Origin of the sequence: Salipiger pallidus (assembly GCF_014643635.1) — a bacterium.
GTDB lineage: Bacteria > Pseudomonadota > Alphaproteobacteria > Rhodobacterales > Rhodobacteraceae > Salipiger > Salipiger pallidus.
In genome coordinates this window covers 126511-149592 of sequence record NZ_BMJV01000006.1, presented here as the reverse complement: position 1 = coordinate 149592, position 23082 = coordinate 126511, and the positions used below count along the sequence as shown (strand labels likewise).

Sequence of the window (23082 nt, the reverse complement as noted above, 5' to 3'; positions counted from 1 at the left end):
TCAGCCGACCTTGCAGGCCGCCAGAACCGCCATGTTGAGGATGTCGTTCGCAGTCATGCCCGTCGAGCAGATCTGGATCGAGTTGTCGACACCGGCAAGGATCGGCCCGATCACCGTGGCCCCTGCCATCTCCTGCATGAGCTTGACCGAGATCGACGCCGAGTGCCGCGCAGGCACCACGAGGATATTGGCCGGGCCGGTGAGACGCTGGAAGGGATAAGCCTCCTGCGCCTTGACGTTCAGCGCCACGTCCACGGCCATCTCTCCCTCGTACTCGAAATCAACGCCACGCTGATCCAGCACCTGCGGCGCCACATGCATCTTGGTGGCACGTTCCGACACCGGGTATCCGAAGGTCGAGAAGGACACGAAGGCCACCCGCGGTTCAAGGCCCAGATGCCGCGCCACACCGGCGGCACGTTCAGCGATGGTGGCAAGGTCGTTCTCGTCCGGCCATTCATGCACCAGCGTGTCGGAAATCAGAACGATCCGCCCGTTGAGCAGAAGCGCCGTCACCCCGACCGCGCCATGCTGCGCATCGGCGTCGAAGACGGTGTTGATCCGCTCCATCACATGCGCTGACTTGCGGGTCGCGCCGGTGACAAGGCCGTCCGCATGCCCGTGCGCGAGCATCAGCGAGGCAAAGACGTGACGGTCCCGCGCCGCAAGACGGTGGATGTCCTTGAGGTCGCGGCCCCGGCGCTGAAGACGCTCGTAGAGGAAATCCTTGTAGGTCTCGAGATGCCGGGTGTTGGCGGCGTTCACCACCTCGATCTCGCGGATCGCATCGCCAAGCCCCAGCTCTTCGAGCTTGCGCTTTACGTCTTCGTCGCGGCCCACGACGATGGATTTGCCGAAGCCGTTGCGCTGGTACATGACCGCGGCGCGCAGCACGCGCGGATCGTCGCCTTCCGCGAACAGCATCCGGGCCTGCGCCTGACGGGCGCGGTTGTTGATCGACCGCAGCATCGGCGCGGTGCTGTCCATGCGGCCCTTGAGCGTTTCCTCGTAGGCGTCCATGTCGATGATGGGCCGCCGCGCCACGCCGGTATCCATGCCCGCCTTGGCCACAGCGGTGGGAATGCGGTGTATGAGGCGCGGATCGAACGGCGTCGGGATGATGTAATCGCGCCCGAAGCTCAGCTGCTTGCCATAGGCCAGCCCCACCTCGTCCGGCACATCCTCGCGGGCGATGGCGGCAAGCGCCTCGGCGCAGGCGATCTTCATCTCGTCGTTGATGGCCCGCGCGTGAATGTCGAGCGCGCCGCGGAAGAGATACGGGAAGCCCAGCACGTTGTTCACCTGGTTCGGGTAGTCCGACCGCCCGGTGGCGACGATGGCGTCGGGGCGCACCTCGTGGGCCTCTTCGGGGGTGATCTCGGGGTCGGGATTGGCCATGGCGAAGATAACCGGGTTCTCGGCCATGCTTTCCACCATGGCCGGCGTTACCGCGCCCTTGGCCGACACGCCAAGGAACACGTCCGCATCCTTCATCGCATCCTCAAGCGTGCGGGCCGAGGTGGTCGCGGCATGGGCCGACTTCCACTGGTTCATGCCCTCGGTCCGGCCCTGATAGATCACGCCCTTGGTGTCGCACATGATGCAGTTGTCATGCTTGGCGCCCATGGCCTTGACCAGCTCGAGGCAGGCGATGCCCGCCGCCCCGGCGCCGTTGAGCACGATTTTAACGTCCTCGATCTTCTTGCCCGACAGATGCAGCGCGTTGATGAGGCCGGCGGCGCAGATCACGGCGGTGCCATGCTGGTCGTCGTGGAACACCGGAATATCGCATAGCTCTTTCAGCTGCTGTTCAATGATGAAGCACTCGGGCGCCTTGATGTCCTCGAGGTTGATGCCCCCGAAGGTGGGAGCCATCAGCTTCACTGCCTTGATGAATTCATCCGGGTCTTCGGTATCCAGCTCGATGTCGATGGAGTTCACATCGGCGAACCGCTTGAACAGAACCGACTTGCCTTCCATCACCGGCTTTGACCCCAGCGCGCCAAGGTTGCCAAGACCCAGAACAGCCGTCCCGTTCGAGATCACCGCGACGAGGTTGCCCTTGTTGGTGTAATCATAGGCCAGCTCGGGGTTCTGGGCGATATCTTCACAAGGCACGGCGACGCCCGGCGAATAGGCCAACGACAGGTCCCGCTGCGTGGTCATCGGCACCGTCGCCTGCACCTCCCATTTGCCCGGCGTGGGCTCAAGGTGAAAGGCGAGCGCCTCTTCCCGCGTGAACTTCATCTTGGCCATGTCGTTTACTCTCCTGGCAATCCGGCGTCGTTGCTCATACCGCAGGGCGCACCTCCGCTCAACTGCGTGGTTTTCGCCTTTCGTCTCGGTCCGGGCCTTTGATATGCAAATCACAGCAGGCAGACGGGGAAGAACATGACGGCAGTCACGCCGATGATGGCGCAATATCTCGAGATCAAGGCAGGGCATCCGGACGCGCTGCTGTTCTACCGCATGGGCGATTTCTACGAGCTGTTCTTCGACGATGCCGCCGCCGCGGCCGAGGCTCTCGACATCGCGCTGACCAAGCGCGGCAAGCATGATGGCGACGACATCCCCATGTGCGGTGTGCCGGTCCATGCCGCCGAAGGCTATCTTCTGACACTGATCCGCAAGGGGTTCCGTGTCGCAGTCTGCGAGCAGATGGAAAGCCCAGCCGAGGCCAAGAAGCGTGGGCACAAGTCCGTGGTGCGCCGCGACGTGGTGCGCCTTGTGACCCCCGGCACCCTGACCGAGGATTCCCTGCTCGAGGCGCGGCGCCACAACTACCTTGCCGCTTTGGGCAAGGTTCGCGACGAATGGGCCCTGTCCTGGGCTGACATTTCGACCGGCGCCTTTCATGTCATGCCCCTTGGTCAGAGCCGCATTGGCGCGGAACTGGCGCGGCTGGCGCCCTCCGAGCTGCTGGTGTCTGACGGCACCGACGAAGTGCTTCGGGAAGTTTTCTCTGATCTGGGAATCGATCCCACGGTGCTTGGCCGCGCGTCCTTCGACAGCGCCGGGGCCGAGACGCGGCTGTGCACCCTCTTCGGCGTGCAGACTCTTTCAGGTTTCGGAAATTTCGAGCGGGCCGAGCTTGCCGCCATGGGTGCACTAGTCGACTACCTCGACATCACACAAAAGGGCAAACTGCCGCTGCTGCGCGTACCGCAGCGCGACGCCATCTCGCGCTTGCTGCAGATCGATGCGGCCACACGTCGCAACCTCGAACTGACGCATTCAATGAATGGGGGGCGGCAGGGTTCGCTTCTGTCGGTGATCGACCGCACGGTCACCCCCGGCGGCGGGCGGCTTCTGGAACGGCGAGTGTCGTCGCCGTCGCGCGATCTGTCGGTGATCCACGGACGGCTTGATGCAGTCGATTGGGCCATGCAGACCGCCGACGCCCAAGCCTTGCGCGACATGCTTCGCAAGGTGCCCGACATCGACCGTGCCCTTTCGCGGCTTGGCCTCGACCGGGGCGGCCCGCGTGACCTCACGGCAGTACGCGGTGCCCTCACCCAGGCACAGGAACTGAGCCAGCGGCTCGACCAGGCCGCTCTGCCCCCGCTGCTTGACGACGCCAAGGCCTCCCTCGCAGGACAGGACGAGCTGCTGGACCTGCTCGACGCCGCCTTGGTGGCCGAACCACCCTTGCTCACCCGTGACGGCGGCTTCATCGCACCTGGCTACGATGCCGCCCTCGACGAGGCGCGCGAACTGCGCGACGAAGGGCGGAGCGTGATCGCTGCCATGCAGGGGCGCTACGCCGAACAGGCGGGCGTCAACGCGCTCAAGATCAAGCATAACAACGTGCTGGGCTACTTCATCGAAACCACGGCCACCCACGCCGAAAAGATGATGTCCGCCCCCCTGAACGAGACCTTCATCCATCGCCAGACCACCGCAAACCAGGTGCGATTCACCACGGTGGAACTGACCGAGCTCGAAACCCGCATTCTCAATGCCGGCAACGAGGCGCTCGAGATCGAAAAGCGTCTCTATGCTGCCTTGAAAGATGCCATTTTGGCCGAGGCTCCCGCCCTCGCGGAAACCGGCCTTGCCCTGTCGGAGTTCGATCTTGCCCTCGGCCTTGCGGACCTGTCGAAAGCGCAGGACTGGACCCGCCCCAAGGTGGATGACAGCCGCGCTTTCGACATTCGCGGTGGCCGCCACCCGGTGGTGGAGCGTGCCCTGCAACAGCAGGGGGCCGGGCCGTTCATTGCCAATGACTGTGCCCTGAACGCCGAAGGGGACGCCGCCGCCGTTAACCTGCTCACCGGCCCGAACATGGCGGGTAAATCGACCTACCTGCGGCAGAACGCCCTTATTGCATTGCTTGCTCAGATGGGCTGCCACGTCCCCGCACAAAGTGCCCATATCGGCCTCGTCAGCCAGATCTTCAGCCGCGTGGGCGCGTCGGACGATCTGGCTCGTGGCCGCTCGACCTTTATGGTCGAAATGGTGGAAACCGCCGCCATCCTCAATCAGGCGGACGACCGTGCGCTGGTGATCCTCGACGAGATCGGCCGCGGCACCGCCACCTACGACGGCCTCTCAATCGCCTGGGCGACACTGGAGCATCTGCACGCCAGCAACAGGGTCCGCGGCCTTTTCGCCACCCACTACCACGAACTCACCCAACTTGCGGGGAAACTTGCCGGCGTGAAAAACGCCACCGTTGCAGTCAAGGAATGGGACGGCGAGGTGATCTTTCTGCACGAGGTCAAGGACGGCGCCGCCGACCGCTCCTACGGGGTACAAGTGGCACAGCTCGCCGGACTTCCCAAGCCGGTGATCGCCCGTGCCCGCACGGTCCTCGAAGCGCTGGAAAAGGGCGAACGCGACAGCGCCGCGCCCAAGGCCCTGATCGACGACCTGCCCCTCTTTTCCGCCGCCGCGGCGCCGCCCCCCAGTCCGAAGGCCAGCACGGAGCCGTCGCAGCTCGAACAGAGCCTGAGCACGATCAACCCGGACGACCTCACCCCGCGCGAAGCGCTGCAGGCGCTATACGATCTCAAGGCCCTGCTTCCCGTGAAACAGTAAGGGCGGCGCCACACGGCACCGCCCCCATCTTCTTCTCTTTCAAAATACGCCGGGGGTGAGGTCGCAGGCCGAGGGGGCAGCGCCCCCATTCCCGCTCACCGCCAGGCAATCAGCCCTGCATGGAGCTCACACCCACCTGCGCCGGACGCAGCAGACGGTCGTAGAGCATGAAGCCCTCGGCAGACACCTGAATGATCTCGCCCGCCTTGGTGCCCGGCACCGGCGCCTCGAACATCGCCTCGTGATGCTGCGGGTCGAACTTGTCACCCACCTGCGGCGAGATCGTTGTCATGCCGTGCTTGGAGAAGACGTTCACCAGCTCGCGCAGGGTCAGCTCGATGCCTTCGACGAGCGGCGCCGCCGCGTTCTCTTCCTTGGCCACGCCAAGCGCACGGTGCAGGTTGTCGTAGACCGGCAGCAGATCGCGGGCCAGCTTGGAGCCGCCGTACTGCTGCGCCTCGCGGCGATCCTTGTCGGCGCGCTTGCGGGCGTTGTCGGCATCGGCCAGGGCCCGCATGTAGCGATCCTTGAAATCGTCCCGCTCGGCCCGGAGCGAATCAAGCTCCAGCGCAGCGTCGTCGATCTCGGCTTCGTCCTCAGCGTAGGCCTCGGCCTCTGCCGCTTCGATATCGTCCAGAAACTCGTCGTTCTTCGGGTCTGCCATGTTTAACCTCTAGCTCCGCTCGGCAATCAGCTTGCCGACCAGCTGGGCCGTGTAATCCACAATCGGTACGATCCGGCCATAGTTGAGGCGCGTGGGGCCGATCACGCCCACCGCGCCGATGATCTTACGGTCCGCGTTCATATAAGGAGACACCACCAGAGAGGAACCCGAAAGTGAGAAAAGTTTGTTCTCGGAGCCGATAAAAATGCGCACGCCATCGCCGCTCTCGGCCAGATCGAGGAACTCGGCAATGTCCCGCTTGCGCTCGAGGTCGTCGAAAAGCGTGCGGATGCGGTCCAGTTCAGTGCTTTCGGATTCGCTTGCCAGAAGGTGTGACCGGCCGCGCACGATCAGCCGGGCGGAATTGTCGCCCTCGCCTTCCCAGCTGGCCAGCCCGGCCTCGATCATCTCGGCGGCAAGGCCGTCGATCTCTTGCCGGCGCTTGGCGATCTCCTCGGCCATGATGCCGCGCAGCTCGGACAGGGTCCGTCCTTCGATCAGCGCGTTGAGGAAGTTGGCGGCCTCGCGCATGGAACTCGGAGTCTGCCCTGGCGGCGGGGTGAAGAGCCGGTTCTCCACATGGCCATCGGCGAATACGAGCACCACCAGCGCCCGGTCATGGCCAAGGCTGACGAACTCGATATGCCGGATCGGCGCTTCGTGCTTGGGGGTCATCACAAGGCTCGCACCCTGCGTCACCCCAGACAGCGCTGCCCCGACCCGGTCGAGGAAACCACCCACGTCATCGGCGCCCTTCCCGCGCGTGGCGTCGAGCATCTGCCGGTCCGACTGGTCGAGATCCCGCACCTCGAGCAAACCATCCACGAACATCCGCAGACCAAGCTGCGTGGGGATGCGTCCGGCGCTCACATGCGGACTGTCGAGCAGACCGAGGTATTCGAGATCCTGCATCACGTTCCGGATCGTCGCCGCCGACACCTTCTCGGACAGCGTCCGGGTCAGCGTGCGCGACCCGACGGGTTCGCCGAGTTCAAGATAGCTTTCGACCACGCGGCGAAACACTTCGCGCGAGCGATCGTTCATCTCGTCAAGAATTCTGCTTCCCTCTGTCATCACTCTCTCCGGGTCCTCATGACCATTAAAAGCGGGCCTCTGGCGAGGTCAATCGGGGTTGCGGGGATTGTCGGGCAAGATTATCCCCGAACGCAACTGACGAAAGGGGCACCAATGAGACCGTCTGGACGAGATCTAAGTGAAATGCGTGAGGTTTCAATCGAGACCGGCGTCACGAAACATGCTGAAGGCTCGTGCCTCATCAAGATTGGCGGCACCCACGTGATTTGCACCGCCTCTCTGGAGCCCCGCGTGCCCCCCTTCATCAAAGGCTCGGGCCTTGGCTGGGTGACGGCGGAATACGGCATGCTGCCCCGTTCGACCGGATCGCGCATGCGCCGCGAGGCGACCACCGGCAAGCAAGGGGGCCGCACCGTCGAGATCCAGCGCCTCATTGGCCGCGCCCTGCGCGCCGGGGTCGACCGCAACGCGCTTGGCGAACGTCAGATCACCGTAGACTGCGACGTGATCCAGGCTGACGGCGGCACCCGTTGCGCCGCGATCACCGGCGGCTGGGTCGCCCTGCGTCTTGCGGTCAACAAGCTGCTCAAGGCCCGCGACATCGTCACCGATCCGCTGGTGTCGCCGGTGGCAGCCGTCTCCTGCGGGATATATGCCGGCCAGGCGATCCTCGACCTCGACTATGCCGAGGACAGCGAAGCAGGCGTCGACGGCAACTTCATCCTGCGCGGCGACGGTGCCCTGATCGAGGTGCAGACCTCGGCCGAGGGGTCTGTGTTCTCGCGCGATCAGATGACCCAGCTGATGGACCTTGCCGAAAAGGGCGTGTCCGAACTGGTTGCAGCCCAGAAGGCGGCCTGCGCATGACCCGGCGTTTCACGGGTGACAAGCTGCTTGTCGCCACCCACAACAAGGGCAAGCTGGATGAGATCCGCGACCTTCTGGCCCCTTACGGCGTCAGCGTCGTCGGCGCCGCCGAGATGGATCTGCCCGAACCGGTCGAAGACGGCACCACCTTCGTGGAAAACGCCCGCATCAAGGCCCATGCCGCCGCCAAGGCGACTGGGCTGCCGGCCCTGTCTGACGACAGCGGTATCGAGATTGACGCCCTGAACGGTGCTCCTGGTGTCTACACTGCCGATTGGGCCGAAACAGAGACGGGTCGCGACTTTCTCATGGCCATGACTCGCGCTCATGACGAGCTGGTCGCCAGCGATGCCGAACAGCCTTGGACCGCGCGTTTCTGCTGCACGCTGGTCCTTGCATGGCCCGATGGACATGACGAGGTCTTCCCCGGCACCATGGAAGGCGCTGTCGTCTGGCCCATGCGCGGCGAGCAAGGCCATGGTTACGACCCGGTGTTCCAGCCGCAGGGCTACGACATCACCTTCGGCGAGATGGACCGCTGGGAGAAGAACAAGATCAGCCACCGCGCCGATGCCTTCGCCAAGTTCGTGACGGGCTGCTTTGGCTGAACCGTACACCAGCTGGCGCGAGGGGGGCTTCGGCCTTTACGTGCATTGGCCCTTCTGCGAGGCCAAGTGCCCCTATTGCGACTTCAACAGCCATGTCACCGCCCATGTCGATCAGTCGAGATGGGCGGAGGCGCTGGTGTCCGAGCTTCACCGCTACGGCGCCCTCACCGAGGGGCGCAAGCTCGACAGCATTTATTTCGGTGGCGGGACCCCGTCCTTGATGGCTCCAGACACCGTCCGCGCCGTGATCGACGCCAGCCGGGCCCACTGGGCGTGGTCGAATGACATCGAAATCACGCTTGAGGCCAATCCCCGCTCAGTCGAGATCTCCAAGTTCGAAGGCTTCGCTCATGCCGGCGTGAACCGGGTATCCCTTGGCGTGCAAGCGCTGCGCCCGGATGATCTGCGCCGGCTCGGACGTTTGCATGGGGTCGACGATGCGCTGAAGGCGCTCGACGTGGCGCGGTCCTGCTTCGACCGCGTGAGCTTTGACCTGATCTACGGACGCCAAGGTCAGAGCCTGCCGGAGTGGGAAACAGAACTTAACGAAGCGCTGGATCTCGCGGGAGATCATCTTTCGCTTTACCAGCTCACGGTCGAGCAAGGCACCGCCTTCTGGGATCGGGCTCAGGCGGGGAAGTTGCGCGGCCTTCCGGACGAAGACCTCGGCGCCGACATGTACGAAGCGACTGCCGAAATCGCCGCTGCCAAGGGCTTTTCAGCCTACGAAGTGTCTAATTACGCCCTACCCGACGCCATGTCGCGGCATAATCTCGTCTACTGGCGCAGCGGTGACTACGTGGGCATCGGCCCCGGTGCCCATGGCCGCGTCACCATGAACGGCACGCGGCACGCCACCGTCGCTCGTAAGATGCCCGGCGACTGGATCAGGGCCGCAGAAACAGGATCCGCAGATGCCGAGCTTGAGCCCCTGCCCCGTGCTGATGTCTGGAATGAGTTTTTGCTCATGGGCCTTCGCCTGACCGAAGGCGTCAGCATGACCCGCGCCCGCAAGATCGGCGGCACCTGGGCCGACGCGCTTCCGCTGGCTTATTACCAAGACCTCGGGCTAATCTGGCGGGAAGATGATCGGTTCGGTGCAACGCCGCAAGGGCGCTTGGTGCTCAACACGCTAACCTCAGAACTTCTCAGTGTCTGAGTCCACGGCTTGAAAACGAAAAGGCCCCGGCCCAGATCGCCGGGGCCTCTTCTCAATCTATCAACTTTCGACCGGATCAACGACCTGAGCTGAGGATCATGCAAAGGGTGTCGAGTTCGTCCAGATCCTCGTAAGCGATCGTAACCCTACCCTGCGTGGTTCCCGGCTTGTGTGACACGGTCACCTTCATGCCAAGAGCGGCTGACAGATCGCCTTCGAGCGCTCGGGTGTCGGCATCCTTCTCGCCTTCTTCACTAGCCGCCTTGGGCGTCGACGAAACCTTTGGCCGCGCCGGCTGGGTTTCCGCGCGCAGAAGCGCTTCGGCCTGGCGGACCGTCAGCTTCTTGCGGATGATTTCCTGCGCCATGGCGTCAGGGTCCTTGGCGGTCACCAGCGTACGGGCATGTCCAGCGCTCAGTTCACCATTGCGTACGAATTCCTGAACGCCCTCCGGGAGGTTCAGAAGACGCAGAAGGTTCGCAATATGGCTCCGGCTCTTCCCTAGCGCTTCTGCAATCTTCTCCTGCGTGTGTCCAAACTTGAACATGAGCTGCTTGTAGCCGGCAGCTTCTTCGATCGCGTTCAGGTCAGCCCGCTGGATGTTCTCGATGATCGCAATCTCAAGTGTTTCCTGATCATTCAGGTCGCGGACAAGGACCGGAACTTCGTGCTGTTTGGCGAGCTGCGCAGCGCGCCAGCGGCGTTCACCAGCGACGATTTCAAACTTCGTCTCATCACCCGGCGCAGGTCGGACGATGATCGGCTGAAGAATACCCTTTGCACGGATCGAGTCCGAAAGTTCTTTCAGCTGTTCATCGGTAAAACTACGTCGCGGCTGATCCTTGTTCGGAATCACATTCTCGATCGGCACCATCCGATCGGGGGACTTCGGAGTGCTGGGCTCTTCGGTGCGCGACGGCGCAATATCGACGTCGGACATCAGCGCAGAGAGCCCTCGGCCAAGACCCCTGCGTTGCTCTTTTTTCTCTGCCATGACTGCTGCTCTCTCAATTTATCTTTTCTTTATCCTGTCAGGCGGCCAGCTTCGCGTTCTTGCGAAGAAGTTCATCCGCCAGCGCCCGGTAGGCCACGGCCCCCTTGGACTGGCTGTCATATGTCAGGACGGGAATCGCGTAGGACGGCGCTTCACTGACCCGAACGTTGCGGGGAATGACGGTCGAAAAGACCAGGTCTCCGAGGTTGTCCCGCGCATCATCCTCGACTTGGCGCGACAGATTGTTGCGAGCGTCGAACATGGTAAGAAGAACGCCCTCGATGCGCAAATCAGGGTTCGCGCTCTGCCGTACTTCGCGGATCGTTAGCATCAGCTGCGACAGGCCCTCGAGCGCGAAGAACTCGCTCTGCAACGGCACGAGGACCGAATGAGCCGCGACCATCGCGTTGACCGTGAGCAGGTTCAAAGACGGAGGGCAGTCTATCAGAATGTAATCGAACCGGAAAAAATCGATGTCCGGCTGGCGCAGGGCGTCATGCAGCAGGAAGCTGCGTTTTTCGTTAGACACCAACTCAACATCTGCGGAGCTCAGGTCCACCGTCGCTGGGATGAGCGACAGATTTTCCTGCGCTGTGCTCTGAACAACTTCATTTAGTGGTACATCATCCAAGAGTAGCTCATAACTCGTGTATTCCCGCTCGCCAGGCTCGATCCCCAAGCCGGTCGACGAATTGCCCTGTGGGTCAAGATCGACCACGAGAACACGAAGTCCCCTCTCTGCCAGGGCCGCCCCAAGGTTGATGGTCGTAGTGGTCTTGCCGACACCGCCCTTCTGGTTCGCGATTGCTATGATTTTGGCGCTGCTGGGCCGCGACGGATCAGACATGGGTCGGCGCTCCGATGGTCAGGACGACTGCGTTTGGATCTGTAATACTTTTACGCTGACTGTAGGTGAACTTCCACGTTTTCTCTGCGTCCGCGATTTCTTTTTCCCAACTAGCGCCTTTTAAAAAGACGCAGTGGCCGGACGGTGCAAGATGATGTTCCGCGAAACCCAAGAGAGTGGTCAAGTCAGCCAATGCACGAGCGCTAAGAACATCAGCCTTCTGTGACTCAACCTCTTCGATGCGGGCTGTGATAACATCAGCCTTTACGCCAGTTTCCCGCAATACAGAGCGCAGGAATGCACACTTCCTTTGATCGCTTTCGATCATTACTACCTTTAAATCAGGCCTCAATTCCTTTGACAGGATCGCCACGACGAGCCCGGGAAACCCTCCCCCAGATCCGATATCCACCCACTTATCCACATCCATTAAGTTAACTTCAAAGACTTGGGCCGAATCTAGAATATGCCGGGACCAGCTTTCGTTGACGGAGTTCTTGGAGATCAGGTTTATCTTCGGTGTCCATTTTCGCAGCAGAACGTCTAAGTGTTGCAGACGCTCCGTTGTTTCACGTGAAACATCTAGTCCAGTCAGATTTTCGTGCAACACGGTCATGCAGTGCGTGCCTGAGTATCGCGACGGATGCGAAGCAGCAAAAGAGAGAGCGCTGCCGGTGTCATGCCATCCACTTTACCTGCCTGAGACAGGTTAGATGGGCGAGCCTTCTCTAGCTTCTGCTTCAGCTCATTTGAGAGGCCTTCGAGCTGAAGGAAGCTGAAATCTGTCGGAATTGAAAGGTTCTCATCTCGACGAAGCGCATCTACATCGCGTTGTTGTCGCGCGATATAGTTCGCATAAAGAGCGTCCCGCTCCAACTGAATTGCGATCTCATGGTCGACATACTCAAGATCCGGGTCAATTCTGGAAAGCGTTTTTACCGAAACATCGGGCAGCGCCAATAGCTGGAAACCGTTACGCTTCTGCCCGTCCGCAGAAAGTTGGACACCGGCTTGGGCGAGATCTTTTTGACCAAAGAGTTTAGATTCCAGAGAGGTCTTAACCTCGCTCCAACGTTCCATCTTGTCTTCAAAAGCGCGACGGCGCTCTGAGGCCACACATCCAAGCGAAATTGCCTTTGGAGTGAGACGTTGATCGGCGTTGTCCGCTCGCAATGACAACCTGAACTCCGCGCGAGATGTAAACATCCGGTACGGTTCGGTCACTCCACGGGAGGTCAAATCATCGATCATAACGCCGATGTAGGAATCTGAGCGGCCAAACAGCACCTCGTCGCGCCCCAACGCTTCAGATGCAGCGTTCAACCCCGCTACCAATCCTTGTGCTGCTGCCTCTTCATATCCAGTCGTGCCATTAATCTGACCAGCCAAATAGAGGCCACTCACATCCTTGATCCCAAGCCGCAAATCAAGCGATCGCGGATCGACAAAATCATATTCGATCGCGTAGCCCGGCTGCATGATTTCAACATTCTCAAGCCCTTTGATCGACCGCACATACTCTAGCTGCACGTCCTCAGGGAGCGAGGTTGAGATCCCATTGGGGTAAATAGTGGGATCATCCAGGCCTTCCGGCTCAAGGAAGATCTGATGGGAGGTCTTGTCCGAGAAACGCACCACCTTGTCCTCGATAGACGGACAGTATCGAGGGCCTATCCCCTCAATATGACCACCATACATCGCAGACCTGCCCAAGTTCTCACGAATGATGTCGTGAGTTCGCTCATTTGTGTGAGTGATGCCGCAAGAAACTTGGCGGACAAAGGGCTTCTTGGATAGGAAACTGAACACGACGGGTTCTTCATCACCCGGCTGCCCCTCAAGCTCGGCCCAAGCAACGGTGCGGCCATCAAGCCGAGGCGGCGTGCCTGTTTTTAAACGGCCAAGCGGTAAACCGAGATCGTCGATGCGCTCTGCCAGCTTTTCCGATGGCTTTTCCCCCATTCGACCACCAGGACGCGACACGTCACCAATATGGATAACGCCACGAAGGAACGTTCCAGTTGTCAGAATCACCGCACCAGCATTGATGGTTGACCCATCCCCGAGGATGACTCCCCTAGCCTGACCGCCGTCAATAATGAGGTCGACTGCCTCTCCGAACACCAGGCGGATCCCGGATTGTCTGGTCATCTCAGCTTGCATTGCGCGGCGATAGAGCTTGCGGTCCGCTTGTGCACGCGGCCCCTGTACAGCCGGACCTTTACGACGGTTCAGTAGCCGAAACTGAATACCTGCCTGATCAGCGACGCGGCCCATGATGCCATCCATCGCATCAATCTCGCGGACAAGATGCCCCTTTCCCAATCCACCAATGGCCGGATTACAGGACATTGCGCCGATGCCATCGAGGTTCAGGGTCACCAGCGCCGTTTTCGCCCCCATCCTAGCGGAGGCTGATGCCGCTTCAGTACCCGCATGGCCACCACCCACAACGATAACGTCGAAGTCGCGATGTTTCACGTGAAACACTCCTTACTTGCCGAGGCAAAAATTCGAGAAGATCTCGTCGAGCAAATTCTCGACATCCACGCGCCCGATGAGCAGTTCCAGTGATCGAATCGCGCCACGCAGCTCTTCAGCCGCCAAATCATACCAGTCCGAACCGCGAAGAAGCAGCTCTTTTGCCTGTCTTATCGCATGGTAACCTTCAAGAAAAGCCACCCGGTGGCGTTCTCGCGTCGCGAGCCCGGCTCCTGCAGTCAAACCTTCGAGATGTTCGCCAATTTCCTTGATCAACGCATCTATGCCGAGCCCAGTCTTGGCTGAAATCCCAACCTTATCAGACGTCTCATCGGCTTTGGAGCGGACGACAATGTCACCTTCGCGGAGATCAACGTCAGGCATCCCACGATCATCGGTTAGGATGACACGAAGATCAGAGCTTTCGCCGCGCAGCCTTGCACGCTCAATCCCAAGCTTTTCAACCGGATCTTCCGTCTCGCGCAGTCCAGCAGTGTCTAGGAGAGTGACAGGCAAACCAGCAATTTCCATACGGACCTCGATGACATCGCGGGTCGTACCAGCAATATCAGAGGTTATGGCCGCATCACGACCTGCGAGAGCGTTCAGTAGTGTAGATTTACCGACATTGGGCGCCCCAAGAATGGCAATCTCGAAACCGGTCCTGATACGCTCTGCTGCGTCCAGCCCAGACAGTTGTGCGTTTAGCGCGGCAGCGACTTTGTCCAAAAGCTCGCAAACCGGCTCAGTGACATCGACCGGCACGTCTTCATCAGCAAAGTCGATCGTGACTTCTATCAGGGACGCAGCCGCTATCAGATCCTTTCGCCACGCCTCAACCTTTTCGCCCAGAGCTCCGGAAAATACGCGCAGTGCCTGGATGCGCTGACTTTCAGTTTCTGCTTCAATTAGATCAGAAAGCGCTTCAACCTGGGTCAGGTCCAAGCGGTCGTTTTCAAGGGCGCGACGCGTGAACTCTCCTGGTTCTGCGATACGCAAAGAATCGACGGCATCCAGTTCACGCATCACTGCGCGCTGAATCGCGATACTTCCATGAAGGTGAAGTTCTACAACCTTCTCACCGGTAAAGCTCGCGCCCTCTTCGAAGGTCAAGACAAGCGCTTCATCAAGCACCTGACCCTGCTGATCGCGTAATTTCCGCAGTGCAGAATGTCGGGGGTGCGGCAACCGACCTGCAAGTCGGCTGGCCGCGTCCCATGCCAATGGACCCGAGAGTCGGATGACCGACACGCCGGCCTTACCCGGCGCGCTTGCAAGAGCAAAGATGGTGTCCAAGACTGCCTCCCGGCCGGTCCTTAGCTGTTCATCGAGTCAAAGAATTCAGAATTTGTCTTGGTCTGCTTCAGTTTCGAGATCAGGAACTCGATGGCATCTGTGGTGCCCATCGGGTTGAGGATCCGCCGCAGAACGAATGTCTTCTGAAGGTCGATCTTGTCGGTCAGAAGTTCCTCTTTCCGAGTACCGGACTTGAGGATGTCCATCGCCGGGAACACGCGCTTGTCGGCCACCTTGCGGTCGAGCACGATCTCGGAGTTGCCTGTACCTTTGAATTCTTCGAAGATCACTTCGTCCATGCGCGAACCGGTATCGATCAGCGCGGTGGCGATGATGGTCAGCGAACCACCCTCTTCAATGTTCCGTGCGGCACCAAAGAAACGCTTCGGACGCTGCAGCGCGTTGGCGTCGACGCCACCGGTCAGAACTTTGCCCGACGACGGCACCACGGTGTTGAACGCCCTACCAAGTCTTGTGATCGAATCAAGAAGGATGACCACATCTCGCTTGTGTTCGACCAGGCGTTTGGCTTTTTCAATGACCATCTCAGACACTGCAACGTGCCGTGTGGCGGGTTCGTCGAAAGTCGAGGAGATCACCTCGCCCTTCACGGACCGCTGCATGTCGGTCACCTCTTCGGGGCGCTCGTCGATCAGCAGAACGATGAGGTAGCACTCGGGGTGGTTCTTTTCGATCGAGGACGCGATGTTCTGGAGCAGAACGGTTTTACCCGTACGCGGCGGCGCCACGATCAGCGACCGCTGGCCTTTGCCGATAGGAGCGACCAGGTCGATGATCCGAGCGGACCGGTCCTTGATGGTGGGATCTTCGATCTCCATTTTCAGGCGCTGGTCCGGGTAGAGCGGCGTGAGGTTGTCGAAGGCGATCTTGTGACGCGCACGTTCCGGTTCTTCGAAGTTGATCTTCGAGACATCGGTAAGGGCGAAGTAGCGTTCTTCGTTGTCAGGCGCCTTGATCTCACCTTCCACGGTGTCGCCCGTGCGAAGCGAATACTTCCGGATCATCTCGGGCGACACATAGATGTCGTCGGGGCCGGGCAGATAGTTCGCCTCGGGCGAGCGCAGGAAGCCAAAGCCGTCCTGGAGAACCTCAAGCACGCCATCACCGAAGATCTGCCAGTCCTCATCAGCCCGCTCGCGCAGGATCTGGAACATCATCTCGCCTTTGCGCATGGTCGATGCGTTCTCGATCTCGAGCTCTTCGGCCATGGCAAGCAGATCCTTGGGGCTCTGAGCCTTCAGATCCGCGAGATTGAGCTTTTCTTCACTCATGCATGCGTCCTTCCGGGCCGCGCAAGCGGCCTCGCAAATGGTGTCTTTCGGAAAACGACTGTCCCGAACGGGGGTCGGCTAGTGGGGTACTTCTCAGGGGGTGGTGAGTCAATCTTTTCCGGTGAGCGCTGGAGGCCGAGGACTCGGGGACCGGGTAACCCAATTTTAAGAATTAAGATTAAGGATGATTTTGTTCGTTGGGACCCTGTCCACCGGTGGATTATTTGTTTTTGCACCGCTTGTCCCGATGGGATCAGCCTGTGGATAAGATTGTGGGAGGAGTCAGGGTAAGGCGGCCAAAACCTGCATTATGCCCCTTAAAAATAAGGGGTTTGAAGGTTTAAGCAAAGCTTGGGAGTAAATCGGGAAGACTCCCCACTGGCCGGGGTCATCCACATGTGGAAGTTATCCTTTCCCACAGACTCAGGAATCACTGAGTCGCTCCGTGAAACATCGGGGTTGTCCACCTGCTTGCATGTCCGCAGGTTTTTCCCCAGAACCATCCCCAGAACGGCCCACGAAGAGTCCAACAGAGTTTTCCACATGAATCCGGCGCTCATCCTCGCTTCCGGTTCGCAGATCCGCGCCGACATGTTGCGCAATGCGGGCGTTCCTCATCGAATCGAACCCGCAAAAGTTGACGAAACTGCCATCCGCGACTCACTTTCGCTGGATGAAGCCGGGCCCAGGGACGTTGCGGACACTCTTGCAGAGTACAAGGCGCGCAGCGTCGCCCGTAAAGCGCCGGATGACTTCACGCTGGGCTGCGATCAGGTGCTTGGCCTGGGGAAAAATATAATCTCTAAACCTGAAACGCCTGACGAAGCCCGCGATCAGCTGCGTCTTCTGCGTGGGGAACGGCATCACCTTTATTCGGCCGCGGTGATTTACCATGGGGGAGAACCGATCTGGCGCCATGTGGGTGTGGCCCGGCTGGTGATGCGCAAGTTCTCCGACGCCTATCTCGATGATTACGTGGAGCGGAACTGGGACAGCATCCGCACCTCCGTGGGCGGCTATAAGATGGAGGAGGAGGGCGTGCGCCTCTTCTCCCGCGTCGAAGGCGACCACTTCACCATCCTTGGCCTGCCTCTTCTTGAACTTCTTGCGTTTCTGACGCTCCGGGGGATCATTCCAGAATGACTGACAGTAGGATTCCGCTCGCAGGGGTGATCGGCTCGCCCATCGCTCATTCCCGCTCTCCATTGCTGCATGGCCATTGGCTGCGCACCTATGGCCTTGCCGGGCACTACATCCCAATGGAGGTGACGTCTGACCGGTTGGCGGAGGCGCTGCGCATGTTGCCGGATCTTGGGTTCGTCGGTGTCAACGTCACCATCCCGTTCAAGGAGCGGGTGATGGAGATCGCGGATTTCGTTTCTGACCGCGCGACGCTGATCGGGGCGGCGAACACTATAATTTTCCACAAGGACGGAAAGATCCACGCCGACAATACTGACGGCTACGGCTTTATGGAGAACCTGCGCCAAAACGCTCCACAGTGGGAGCCGACGTCGGGCCCCGCGGTCCTGCTGGGCGCTGGCGGCGCGGCGCGGGCAGTTCTTGCATCGCTTCTTGAAGTGGGAGTGCCCGAGGTGCGCATCTCGAACCGCACTCGTAACCGCGCCGAGGCGCTGCGCGAGGAATTCGGAACACGCGTGAAGGTCGTCGAGTGGGTGCAGATTGGCAATATGATGGATGACGCGGCGCTGGTGGTGAACTCCACTTCGCTGGGTATGGTGGGCAAGCCCGAGCTGCGCGTGCCGCTGGACGGTCTGCGCAAGGGCACGGTGGTGACGGACATCGTCTACACGCCGCTTCAGACGAGGCTGCTGCGTGAGGCGGCCGAAGTGGGATGCACCTGTGTCGATGGCCTCGGCATGCTGATCCACCAGGCCGTGCCCGGCTTCGAACGCTGGTTCGGGAAGCGTCCCGTCGTCGACGAGGCGACGCGTGCCGCGATCTTGGGATGAGCTTCCGGCTGGGCCTCACCGGCTCGATTGGTATGGGTAAGTCGACCACGGCGGCCCTCTTCGCCGATGCGGGCTGTGCAGTCTGGGATGCGGACGCGGCGGTGCACCGGCTTTATAGTGCCGGAGGCTCGGCGGTCGCCCCTATCGAAGATGTCTTCCCCCATGCGATCCGTGATGGCGCCGTGTCCCGCGATGCCCTGCGCGATGTAATCGCAAGCGACGCCACTGCCCTGCCCCGCATCGAAGCCATCGTGCATCCGCTGGTGCGCGCCGACCGTGAGGCGTTCCGTGCTGCCAACGAGGGCCGCATCTGCGTCTTCGACATCCCGCTTCTGTTCGAGACCGGCGGTGAAGCCGAGATGGATGCGGTCGCCTGCGTGTCTATCCCCCGAGATGAGCAGCGACGCCGCGTGCTGGCGCGCGGCACCATGAGTGCCGAGGATCTGGACCGCATCCTTGCCCGGCAGATGCCGAATGCGGAAAAGGTGGCGCGGTCCGACTATGTGATCATCACCGACACGGTTGAGCACGCGCGCGAACAGGTGCACAGGGTGCTTCAGGATATCGAAAGGCGGATGGATCATGCGTGAGATCGTTCTCGACACCGAAACGACGGGGTTTGAGCCCGAACAGGGTGACCGCATCGTCGAAATCGGCGCGGTCGAGCTTTACAACCACATGCCGACCGGGCGCACCTATCACCAGTATATCAACCCCGAACGGGGGATGCCGGAGGGGGCCTTCGGGGTGCACGGGCTTGGTCCTGACCTGCTGTCACCGCCGCGTCCCGCCGAACCGGGCGAGGTCACGCTGCGGGACAAGCCGCTGTTCGCACAGATCGTCGATGACTTCATCGAATTCGTGGGAAATGACGCGAAGCTGGTGATCCACAATGCCACCTTTGACGTCAAATTCCTCAACGCGGAGCTGAACTGGGCCGGCAAACCCCTGCTGCCAAAGGATTGCGCCATCGACACGCTCGAGATCGCGCGGCGGCGGTTCCCCGGTTCGCCCGCGTCGCTCGACGCGCTGTGCCGCCGCTTCGGCATCGACAACTCCAGCCGGACCCTGCACGGGGCGCTTCTCGACTCCGAGATCCTTGCCGAGGTCTACCTCGAGCTCATTGGCGGCAAGCAGCCCGACCTCGTCCTCAGCCCGGTGCGCCAGAGCAGTGGCGGTGCCGAGGTGGACGAGGACTGGCGGCCGACCCGTCGTCCCGAGCCGCTGCCGCCCCGTCTGACCGACGAGGAAAAGGCGGCTCACGCCGCCTTCGTTGATAAGATGGGAGACGGCGCGCTTTGGAAGCGCGCCTGAGCCTTTATCAGGCGTCCAGTTTCTGCTCGCCGCCCGGGGCCTGCGCCTGGGCGCGGCGTGCCAGTTCGTTGCGGTACAGCGCAACGAAGTCGATCATCTCGAGGTTCAGCGGCGGGAAACCACCGTCGCGGGTCAAATCGGAAATGATCCGGCGCGCGAACGGGAAAATCATCCGAGGGCATTCGATGAGCAGGAACGGGTGCATCTGCTCGTTCGGCACGTTCTCGATGTTGAAGACGCCGACGTAGTCCATCTCGATGATGAACAGCGTCTCGCCCGAGGTCTTGGCCTTGGAGGTCACCTTGAGCTTCAGCACGACTTCGTACTGGTTCTCGGCGGTGCGCTTCTTGGCGTCGAGGTTGACCTGAACCTGAACGTCGGGCTGGACGTCACCACCCGCGCCCTTCTGGGCGAGGATGTTTTCGAACGACAGGTCGCGCACGAACTGCGCGAGCACGTTCATTTTTACGGGTGCGGGTGCTGCGCCGTTCTCGGCGCCGGTCTGGGCTTCTTCTGCCATTGTGGCCTTGCTCCTCTGAAGGTTTGCCATGCAATAGCAGGCAGCGCGCAGCGCCTCAATGCTTCGTCCAGCCGGAACCGGGGTGATTGGGGCGCTTGTCCTGCTGAACTTCCGAGTATTCACCTTCGATGACGTCTTCACGGCCGTGCGGCCCCCGCGGGTGCGGTTCGCGCCGGACATCCCCATCGGGGGGCATGCCGCCCATGTTGAAGCGGGTGACGGTCACCCGCTTGGAGGCGTAGCGCAGCACCGCCTCGCGGAACGGGGGCGCCAGAAGCGCGAAGCCGAATGCATCGGTGAAAAAGCCCGGCGTCAGCAGCAGAGCACCGGCCAGAAGGATCATCGCACCATGCGCCAGTGGCGCGGTGGGATCTTCGAGCCGGGAAAAGGAATTCTGCAAATTCCCGAGGGCCTGAGCCCCCTGGCTGCGTACCAGCATGGTGCCGATGATCGCCGTTATCAAAACGACGGCCAGCGTCGGCAACAGGCCGATAAGCCCACCCACCTGGATAAAAAGCGCGATTTCGATCAGTGGCACTGCAACAAATGCCAGAAAAAGCCACATATGCGGTCTCCCTTGCGTCCGGGGGCCGGTAGACTTGCCGGGACCCAGCACCTACATAGGGATGACGCATTAAGAATTCCACGTTTGCGCGCATGAGGTGCCGATGAACACGCCGATCATCCAGCTGCTGGTCCTTGCCGGGATCGCGATTTTCCTGATCCTGCGCCTGCGCAGCGTCCTTGGAACACGCGACGGGTTCGAGAAACCCAAGGCTCCCGCTCAGGACACCAGCGCCCGTGATGCGCAACGTCCCGACTTCGAGGTGATCGAAGGCGGTCCCGATCACGACATCATCGACCATGTCCCCGAAGGTAGCCCCGCCGCCGAGGCGCTGGCACAGATGAAGCGCGCCGAGCCGTCGTTCAGCGTGGGTGAATTCCTTGGTGGCGCGCGCGGCGCCTACGAGATGATCCTCATGGGCTACGAGAAAGGCGATATGGACGAGCTGCGCCCGTTCCTGTCGGACGAGCTTTACGAGACATTTGCCGAAGGCATCCGCTCGCGCGCCGAGCAGGGCCTGACCATTGAGGCCGAGTTCGTCGGCGTGCGCGAGCTGAGCCTTATGGATGCCACCTTCGACGAGGCAACCCGCATTGGTGAAGTGACGATCAAGTACGTGGGCGAGCTGACCTCGGTGGTGAAAAACGCCAACGGCGAGGTGATCGAAGGCAGCCCCACCGCGATCAAGCGTCAGAAGGACGTGTGGACATACGCCCGCCGCATGGGCAGCGACGATCCGAACTGGCAGCTCGTGGCAACTGACGAGTAAACAATGATGCTGAGGGCGATCCGGGCCGCCCTCGTGGCGGCAGTGGCAATGGCAGGAACCATGGGTTCGGCGGACGATCTCGACACCACATACGAGATCCTAGATTTCGACAGCCTCGACGGCTGGGCCGCGGATGACCATTCCGCGGCCCTTTCCGTTTTCCTGAACACTTGCGGTGACCTGAACGATCCCGACTGGAAAAGTCTGTGCGCGGTAGCTCGTGAAACCACCGATGCACGCGATTTCTTCGAGCTGTTCTTTCGTCCTGTCGTCATTTCGGATGGCGGCGACGGCCTCTTCACCGGCTACTTCGAGCCGGAGCTGGAAGGCTCCCTCGCCCCGTCCCAGCGCTTTCGCTACCCGCTTTACCGCATGCCGACCGAGGCCCGCGATGTCAGCCCGTGGCTGCCACGACGCGAGATCCTGACCTCGGGCGTGATGGAGGGGCGCGGTCTCGAGATTGCCTGGGTCGATGACCCGGTAGAGCTGTTCTTTTTGCAAATTCAAGGGTCTGGTCGTATCCGTCTGCCGGACGGACGGCATATCCGCGTGGGGTATGGCGGTGCCAATGGCCAGCCCTACCGGTCCATCGGGCAAGAGCTGATCCGCCGCGGGTCGATGGAGGCGCATCAGGCGTCTGCAGAGCGCATCAAGGACTGGGTGCGCGGCAACCCCTTCGACGGGCCGGAACTACTGTTCCACAACCCGTCCTATGTCTTTTTCCGTGAGGTCAGTGAAGTGCCTGCCGACCGTGGCCCATTGGGGGCGATGAACCGCTCTATCACCTCGATGCGGTCTATCGCCGTGGACCCGGCCTATACTCCCTTGGGGGCGCCGGTCTGGATTGAAAAGGACGGCAACGCACCGCTAAGGCGGCTGATGATCGCGCAGGACACCGGATCTGCCATCAAGGGCGCGCAGCGGGCGGACATCTTCTTCGGCACCGGCGACATGGCCGGGCTCGAGGCGGGTAAGGTCATGGATCCGGGGCGGCTCGTGGTGCTGCTGCCGATCCAGCGCGCCTATGCTCTTTTGCCGGAGTCGGTGCTATGAGCCGCCGCCGGCTGCGCCCCGATGAGATCGAGCTGTGGCACCTCGTCGCGAAATCGGCAGAGCCCCTGCCCGGCCACCATGCGCCCGCCCCGCCCAAGGCCAAGACCCCTGCCCCGGATCGCGCATCCGGTCGCCAGCCCGAGCGTATGCCGCCACCCGACCGGCTTGCGTCTTTCGATCTGGGCGCAGGCGCGCGCCCTGCCCCCGAGCATCATGATTTCCGTGGCACCACCTCTGACCAGTTGTCACGTGAACCGGTGCGGATGGATTCCAAGGCGTTCACCCGCATGAAGCGGGGCAAGCTGGTCCCCGAGGCGCGGCTTGACCTGCACGGCATGACGCTGGATCAGGCGCATCCGCAGCTGGTGCGTTTCATCCTCACCTCGCAGATGCGCGGCATGCGGCTGGTGCTGGTGATCACCGGCAAAGGCCTGCGCGAAGATCCGCATGATCCCATGCCCCGCCGGCGCGGGGTCCTCAAAACCCAGGTGCCGCAATGGCTTCGCCTGCCGGGCGTGGCGCAGGCGGTGCTTCAGATCACCGAGGCACACAACCGCCATGGCGGCGGTGGTGCCTATTACGTCTATCTGCGGAAACGGCGCTAG

General features: G+C 61.3%; 22 protein-coding genes. 11 read left to right on the top strand and 11 right to left on the bottom strand.

What is annotated here, in order from left to right:
• Positions 1-2256, bottom strand: a complete 2256-nt coding sequence (locus tag IEX41_RS14865; RefSeq protein ID WP_188791045.1) for an NADP-dependent malic enzyme — start codon at positions 2254-2256, stop codon at positions 1-3.
• A 135-nt stretch (positions 2257-2391) separates the two neighbouring features.
• Here IEX41_RS14865 and mutS point away from each other — a divergent pair, with 135 nt between their 5' ends.
• A complete protein-coding gene (mutS, locus tag IEX41_RS14860) occupies positions 2392-5040 on the top strand; it encodes a DNA mismatch repair protein MutS (protein ID WP_188791044.1) in 2649 nt (882 codons plus the stop codon).
• Between the two features lie 109 nt (positions 5041-5149).
• Here the strand turns inward: mutS and IEX41_RS14855 are convergent, their stop codons facing one another.
• Positions 5150-5704 (bottom strand): nucleotide exchange factor GrpE, encoded by a 555-nt coding sequence (locus IEX41_RS14855; RefSeq protein WP_188791043.1) that lies wholly within the window; start codon positions 5702-5704, stop codon positions 5150-5152.
• A gap of 9 nt (positions 5705-5713) precedes the next feature.
• Complete coding sequence (gene hrcA, locus IEX41_RS14850) at positions 5714-6778, bottom strand: heat-inducible transcriptional repressor HrcA (protein WP_188791042.1); 1065 nt, start codon at positions 6776-6778, stop codon at positions 5714-5716.
• A gap of 114 nt (positions 6779-6892) precedes the next feature.
• Between hrcA and rph the strand changes: the two genes are divergently transcribed.
• Genes rph through hemW form a run of 3 tightly spaced genes read left to right on the top strand, consistent with a single transcriptional unit; the run spans position 6893 to position 9373 of the window.
• Positions 6893-7606 (top strand): ribonuclease PH, encoded by a 714-nt coding sequence (gene rph, locus IEX41_RS14845; protein ID WP_188791041.1) that lies wholly within the window; start codon positions 6893-6895, stop codon positions 7604-7606.
• A complete protein-coding gene (gene rdgB / locus IEX41_RS14840) occupies positions 7603-8214 on the top strand; it encodes an RdgB/HAM1 family non-canonical purine NTP pyrophosphatase (protein WP_188791040.1) in 612 nt (203 codons plus the stop codon). The genes rph and rdgB overlap by 4 nt, the downstream gene beginning before the upstream one ends.
• The gene (gene hemW, locus IEX41_RS14835; protein ID WP_188791039.1) at positions 8207-9373 is read left to right on the top strand and encodes a radical SAM family heme chaperone HemW; all 1167 of its coding nucleotides are present in this window, start codon (positions 8207-8209) and stop codon (positions 9371-9373) included. The genes rdgB and hemW overlap by 8 nt, the downstream gene beginning before the upstream one ends.
• A gap of 76 nt (positions 9374-9449) precedes the next feature.
• Here the strand turns inward: hemW and IEX41_RS14830 are convergent, their stop codons facing one another.
• Genes IEX41_RS14830 through rho form a run of 6 tightly spaced genes read right to left on the bottom strand, consistent with a single transcriptional unit; the run spans position 9450 to position 16283 of the window.
• Positions 9450-10367 (bottom strand): ParB/RepB/Spo0J family partition protein, encoded by a 918-nt coding sequence (locus IEX41_RS14830; protein ID WP_188791038.1) that lies wholly within the window; start codon positions 10365-10367, stop codon positions 9450-9452.
• A gap of 37 nt (positions 10368-10404) precedes the next feature.
• Positions 10405-11214, bottom strand: a complete 810-nt coding sequence (locus IEX41_RS14825) for a ParA family protein (RefSeq protein ID WP_188791037.1) — start codon at positions 11212-11214, stop codon at positions 10405-10407.
• The gene (gene rsmG, locus IEX41_RS14820; RefSeq protein WP_188791036.1) at positions 11207-11830 is read right to left on the bottom strand and encodes a 16S rRNA (guanine(527)-N(7))-methyltransferase RsmG; all 624 of its coding nucleotides are present in this window, start codon (positions 11828-11830) and stop codon (positions 11207-11209) included. The genes IEX41_RS14825 and rsmG overlap by 8 nt, the downstream gene beginning before the upstream one ends.
• Positions 11827-13695 carry a tRNA uridine-5-carboxymethylaminomethyl(34) synthesis enzyme MnmG gene (gene mnmG / locus IEX41_RS14815; protein ID WP_188791035.1) on the bottom strand — a complete coding sequence of 623 codons (1869 nt, stop codon included), beginning with the start codon at positions 13693-13695 and terminating at the stop codon, positions 11827-11829. Before mnmG ends, rsmG begins: the two co-directional genes overlap by 4 nt.
• A 12-nt stretch (positions 13696-13707) precedes the next feature.
• Complete coding sequence (gene mnmE / locus IEX41_RS14810; RefSeq protein ID WP_188791034.1) at positions 13708-14991, bottom strand: tRNA uridine-5-carboxymethylaminomethyl(34) synthesis GTPase MnmE; 1284 nt, start codon at positions 14989-14991, stop codon at positions 13708-13710.
• 20 nt (positions 14992-15011) lie between these two features.
• Positions 15012-16283 (bottom strand): transcription termination factor Rho, encoded by a 1272-nt coding sequence (gene rho, locus IEX41_RS14805; protein WP_188791033.1) that lies wholly within the window; start codon positions 16281-16283, stop codon positions 15012-15014.
• A 543-nt stretch (positions 16284-16826) separates the two neighbouring features.
• On the opposite strand from rho, the gene IEX41_RS14800 reads away from it, so the two are divergent.
• From IEX41_RS14800 to dnaQ, 4 genes are read left to right on the top strand one after another with little or no spacing between them, the layout of a single operon-like run.
• A complete protein-coding gene (locus IEX41_RS14800; RefSeq protein WP_188791032.1) occupies positions 16827-17426 on the top strand; it encodes a Maf family protein in 600 nt (199 codons plus the stop codon).
• Positions 17423-18256 carry a shikimate dehydrogenase gene (locus IEX41_RS14795; RefSeq protein ID WP_188791031.1) on the top strand — a complete coding sequence of 278 codons (834 nt, stop codon included), beginning with the start codon at positions 17423-17425 and terminating at the stop codon, positions 18254-18256. Before IEX41_RS14800 ends, IEX41_RS14795 begins: the two co-directional genes overlap by 4 nt.
• Positions 18253-18846 carry a dephospho-CoA kinase gene (gene coaE, locus IEX41_RS14790; RefSeq protein WP_188791030.1) on the top strand — a complete coding sequence of 198 codons (594 nt, stop codon included), beginning with the start codon at positions 18253-18255 and terminating at the stop codon, positions 18844-18846. Before IEX41_RS14795 ends, coaE begins: the two co-directional genes overlap by 4 nt.
• Complete coding sequence (dnaQ, locus tag IEX41_RS14785) at positions 18839-19570, top strand: DNA polymerase III subunit epsilon (protein WP_188791029.1); 732 nt, start codon at positions 18839-18841, stop codon at positions 19568-19570. The genes coaE and dnaQ overlap by 8 nt, the downstream gene beginning before the upstream one ends.
• Positions 19571-19577: 7 nt before the next feature.
• Here dnaQ and secB read toward each other — a convergent pair whose 3' ends face one another.
• Together secB and IEX41_RS14775 are read right to left on the bottom strand one after the other, a co-directional pair.
• On the bottom strand, positions 19578-20090 hold the full coding sequence (secB, locus tag IEX41_RS14780) for a protein-export chaperone SecB (RefSeq protein WP_188791028.1): 513 nt from the start codon (positions 20088-20090) through the stop codon (positions 19578-19580).
• A 55-nt stretch (positions 20091-20145) separates the two neighbouring features.
• Complete coding sequence (locus IEX41_RS14775) at positions 20146-20655, bottom strand: FxsA family protein (protein WP_188791027.1); 510 nt, start codon at positions 20653-20655, stop codon at positions 20146-20148.
• Between the two features lie 103 nt (positions 20656-20758).
• Between IEX41_RS14775 and IEX41_RS14770 the strand changes: the two genes are divergently transcribed.
• Genes IEX41_RS14770 through IEX41_RS14760 form a run of 3 tightly spaced genes read left to right on the top strand, consistent with a single transcriptional unit; the run spans position 20759 to position 23082 of the window.
• Entirely contained in the window at positions 20759-21424 is a 666-nt protein-coding gene (locus IEX41_RS14770) for a Tim44/TimA family putative adaptor protein (RefSeq protein WP_188791026.1), read from the top strand.
• Between the two features lie 6 nt (positions 21425-21430).
• Positions 21431-22477 carry a murein transglycosylase A gene (gene mltA / locus IEX41_RS14765; protein WP_188791276.1) on the top strand — a complete coding sequence of 349 codons (1047 nt, stop codon included), beginning with the start codon at positions 21431-21433 and terminating at the stop codon, positions 22475-22477.
• Positions 22474-23082: a Smr/MutS family protein gene (locus IEX41_RS14760; protein WP_188791025.1), complete on the top strand. Its 609-nt coding sequence runs from the start codon at positions 22474-22476 to the stop codon at positions 23080-23082. Before mltA ends, IEX41_RS14760 begins: the two co-directional genes overlap by 4 nt.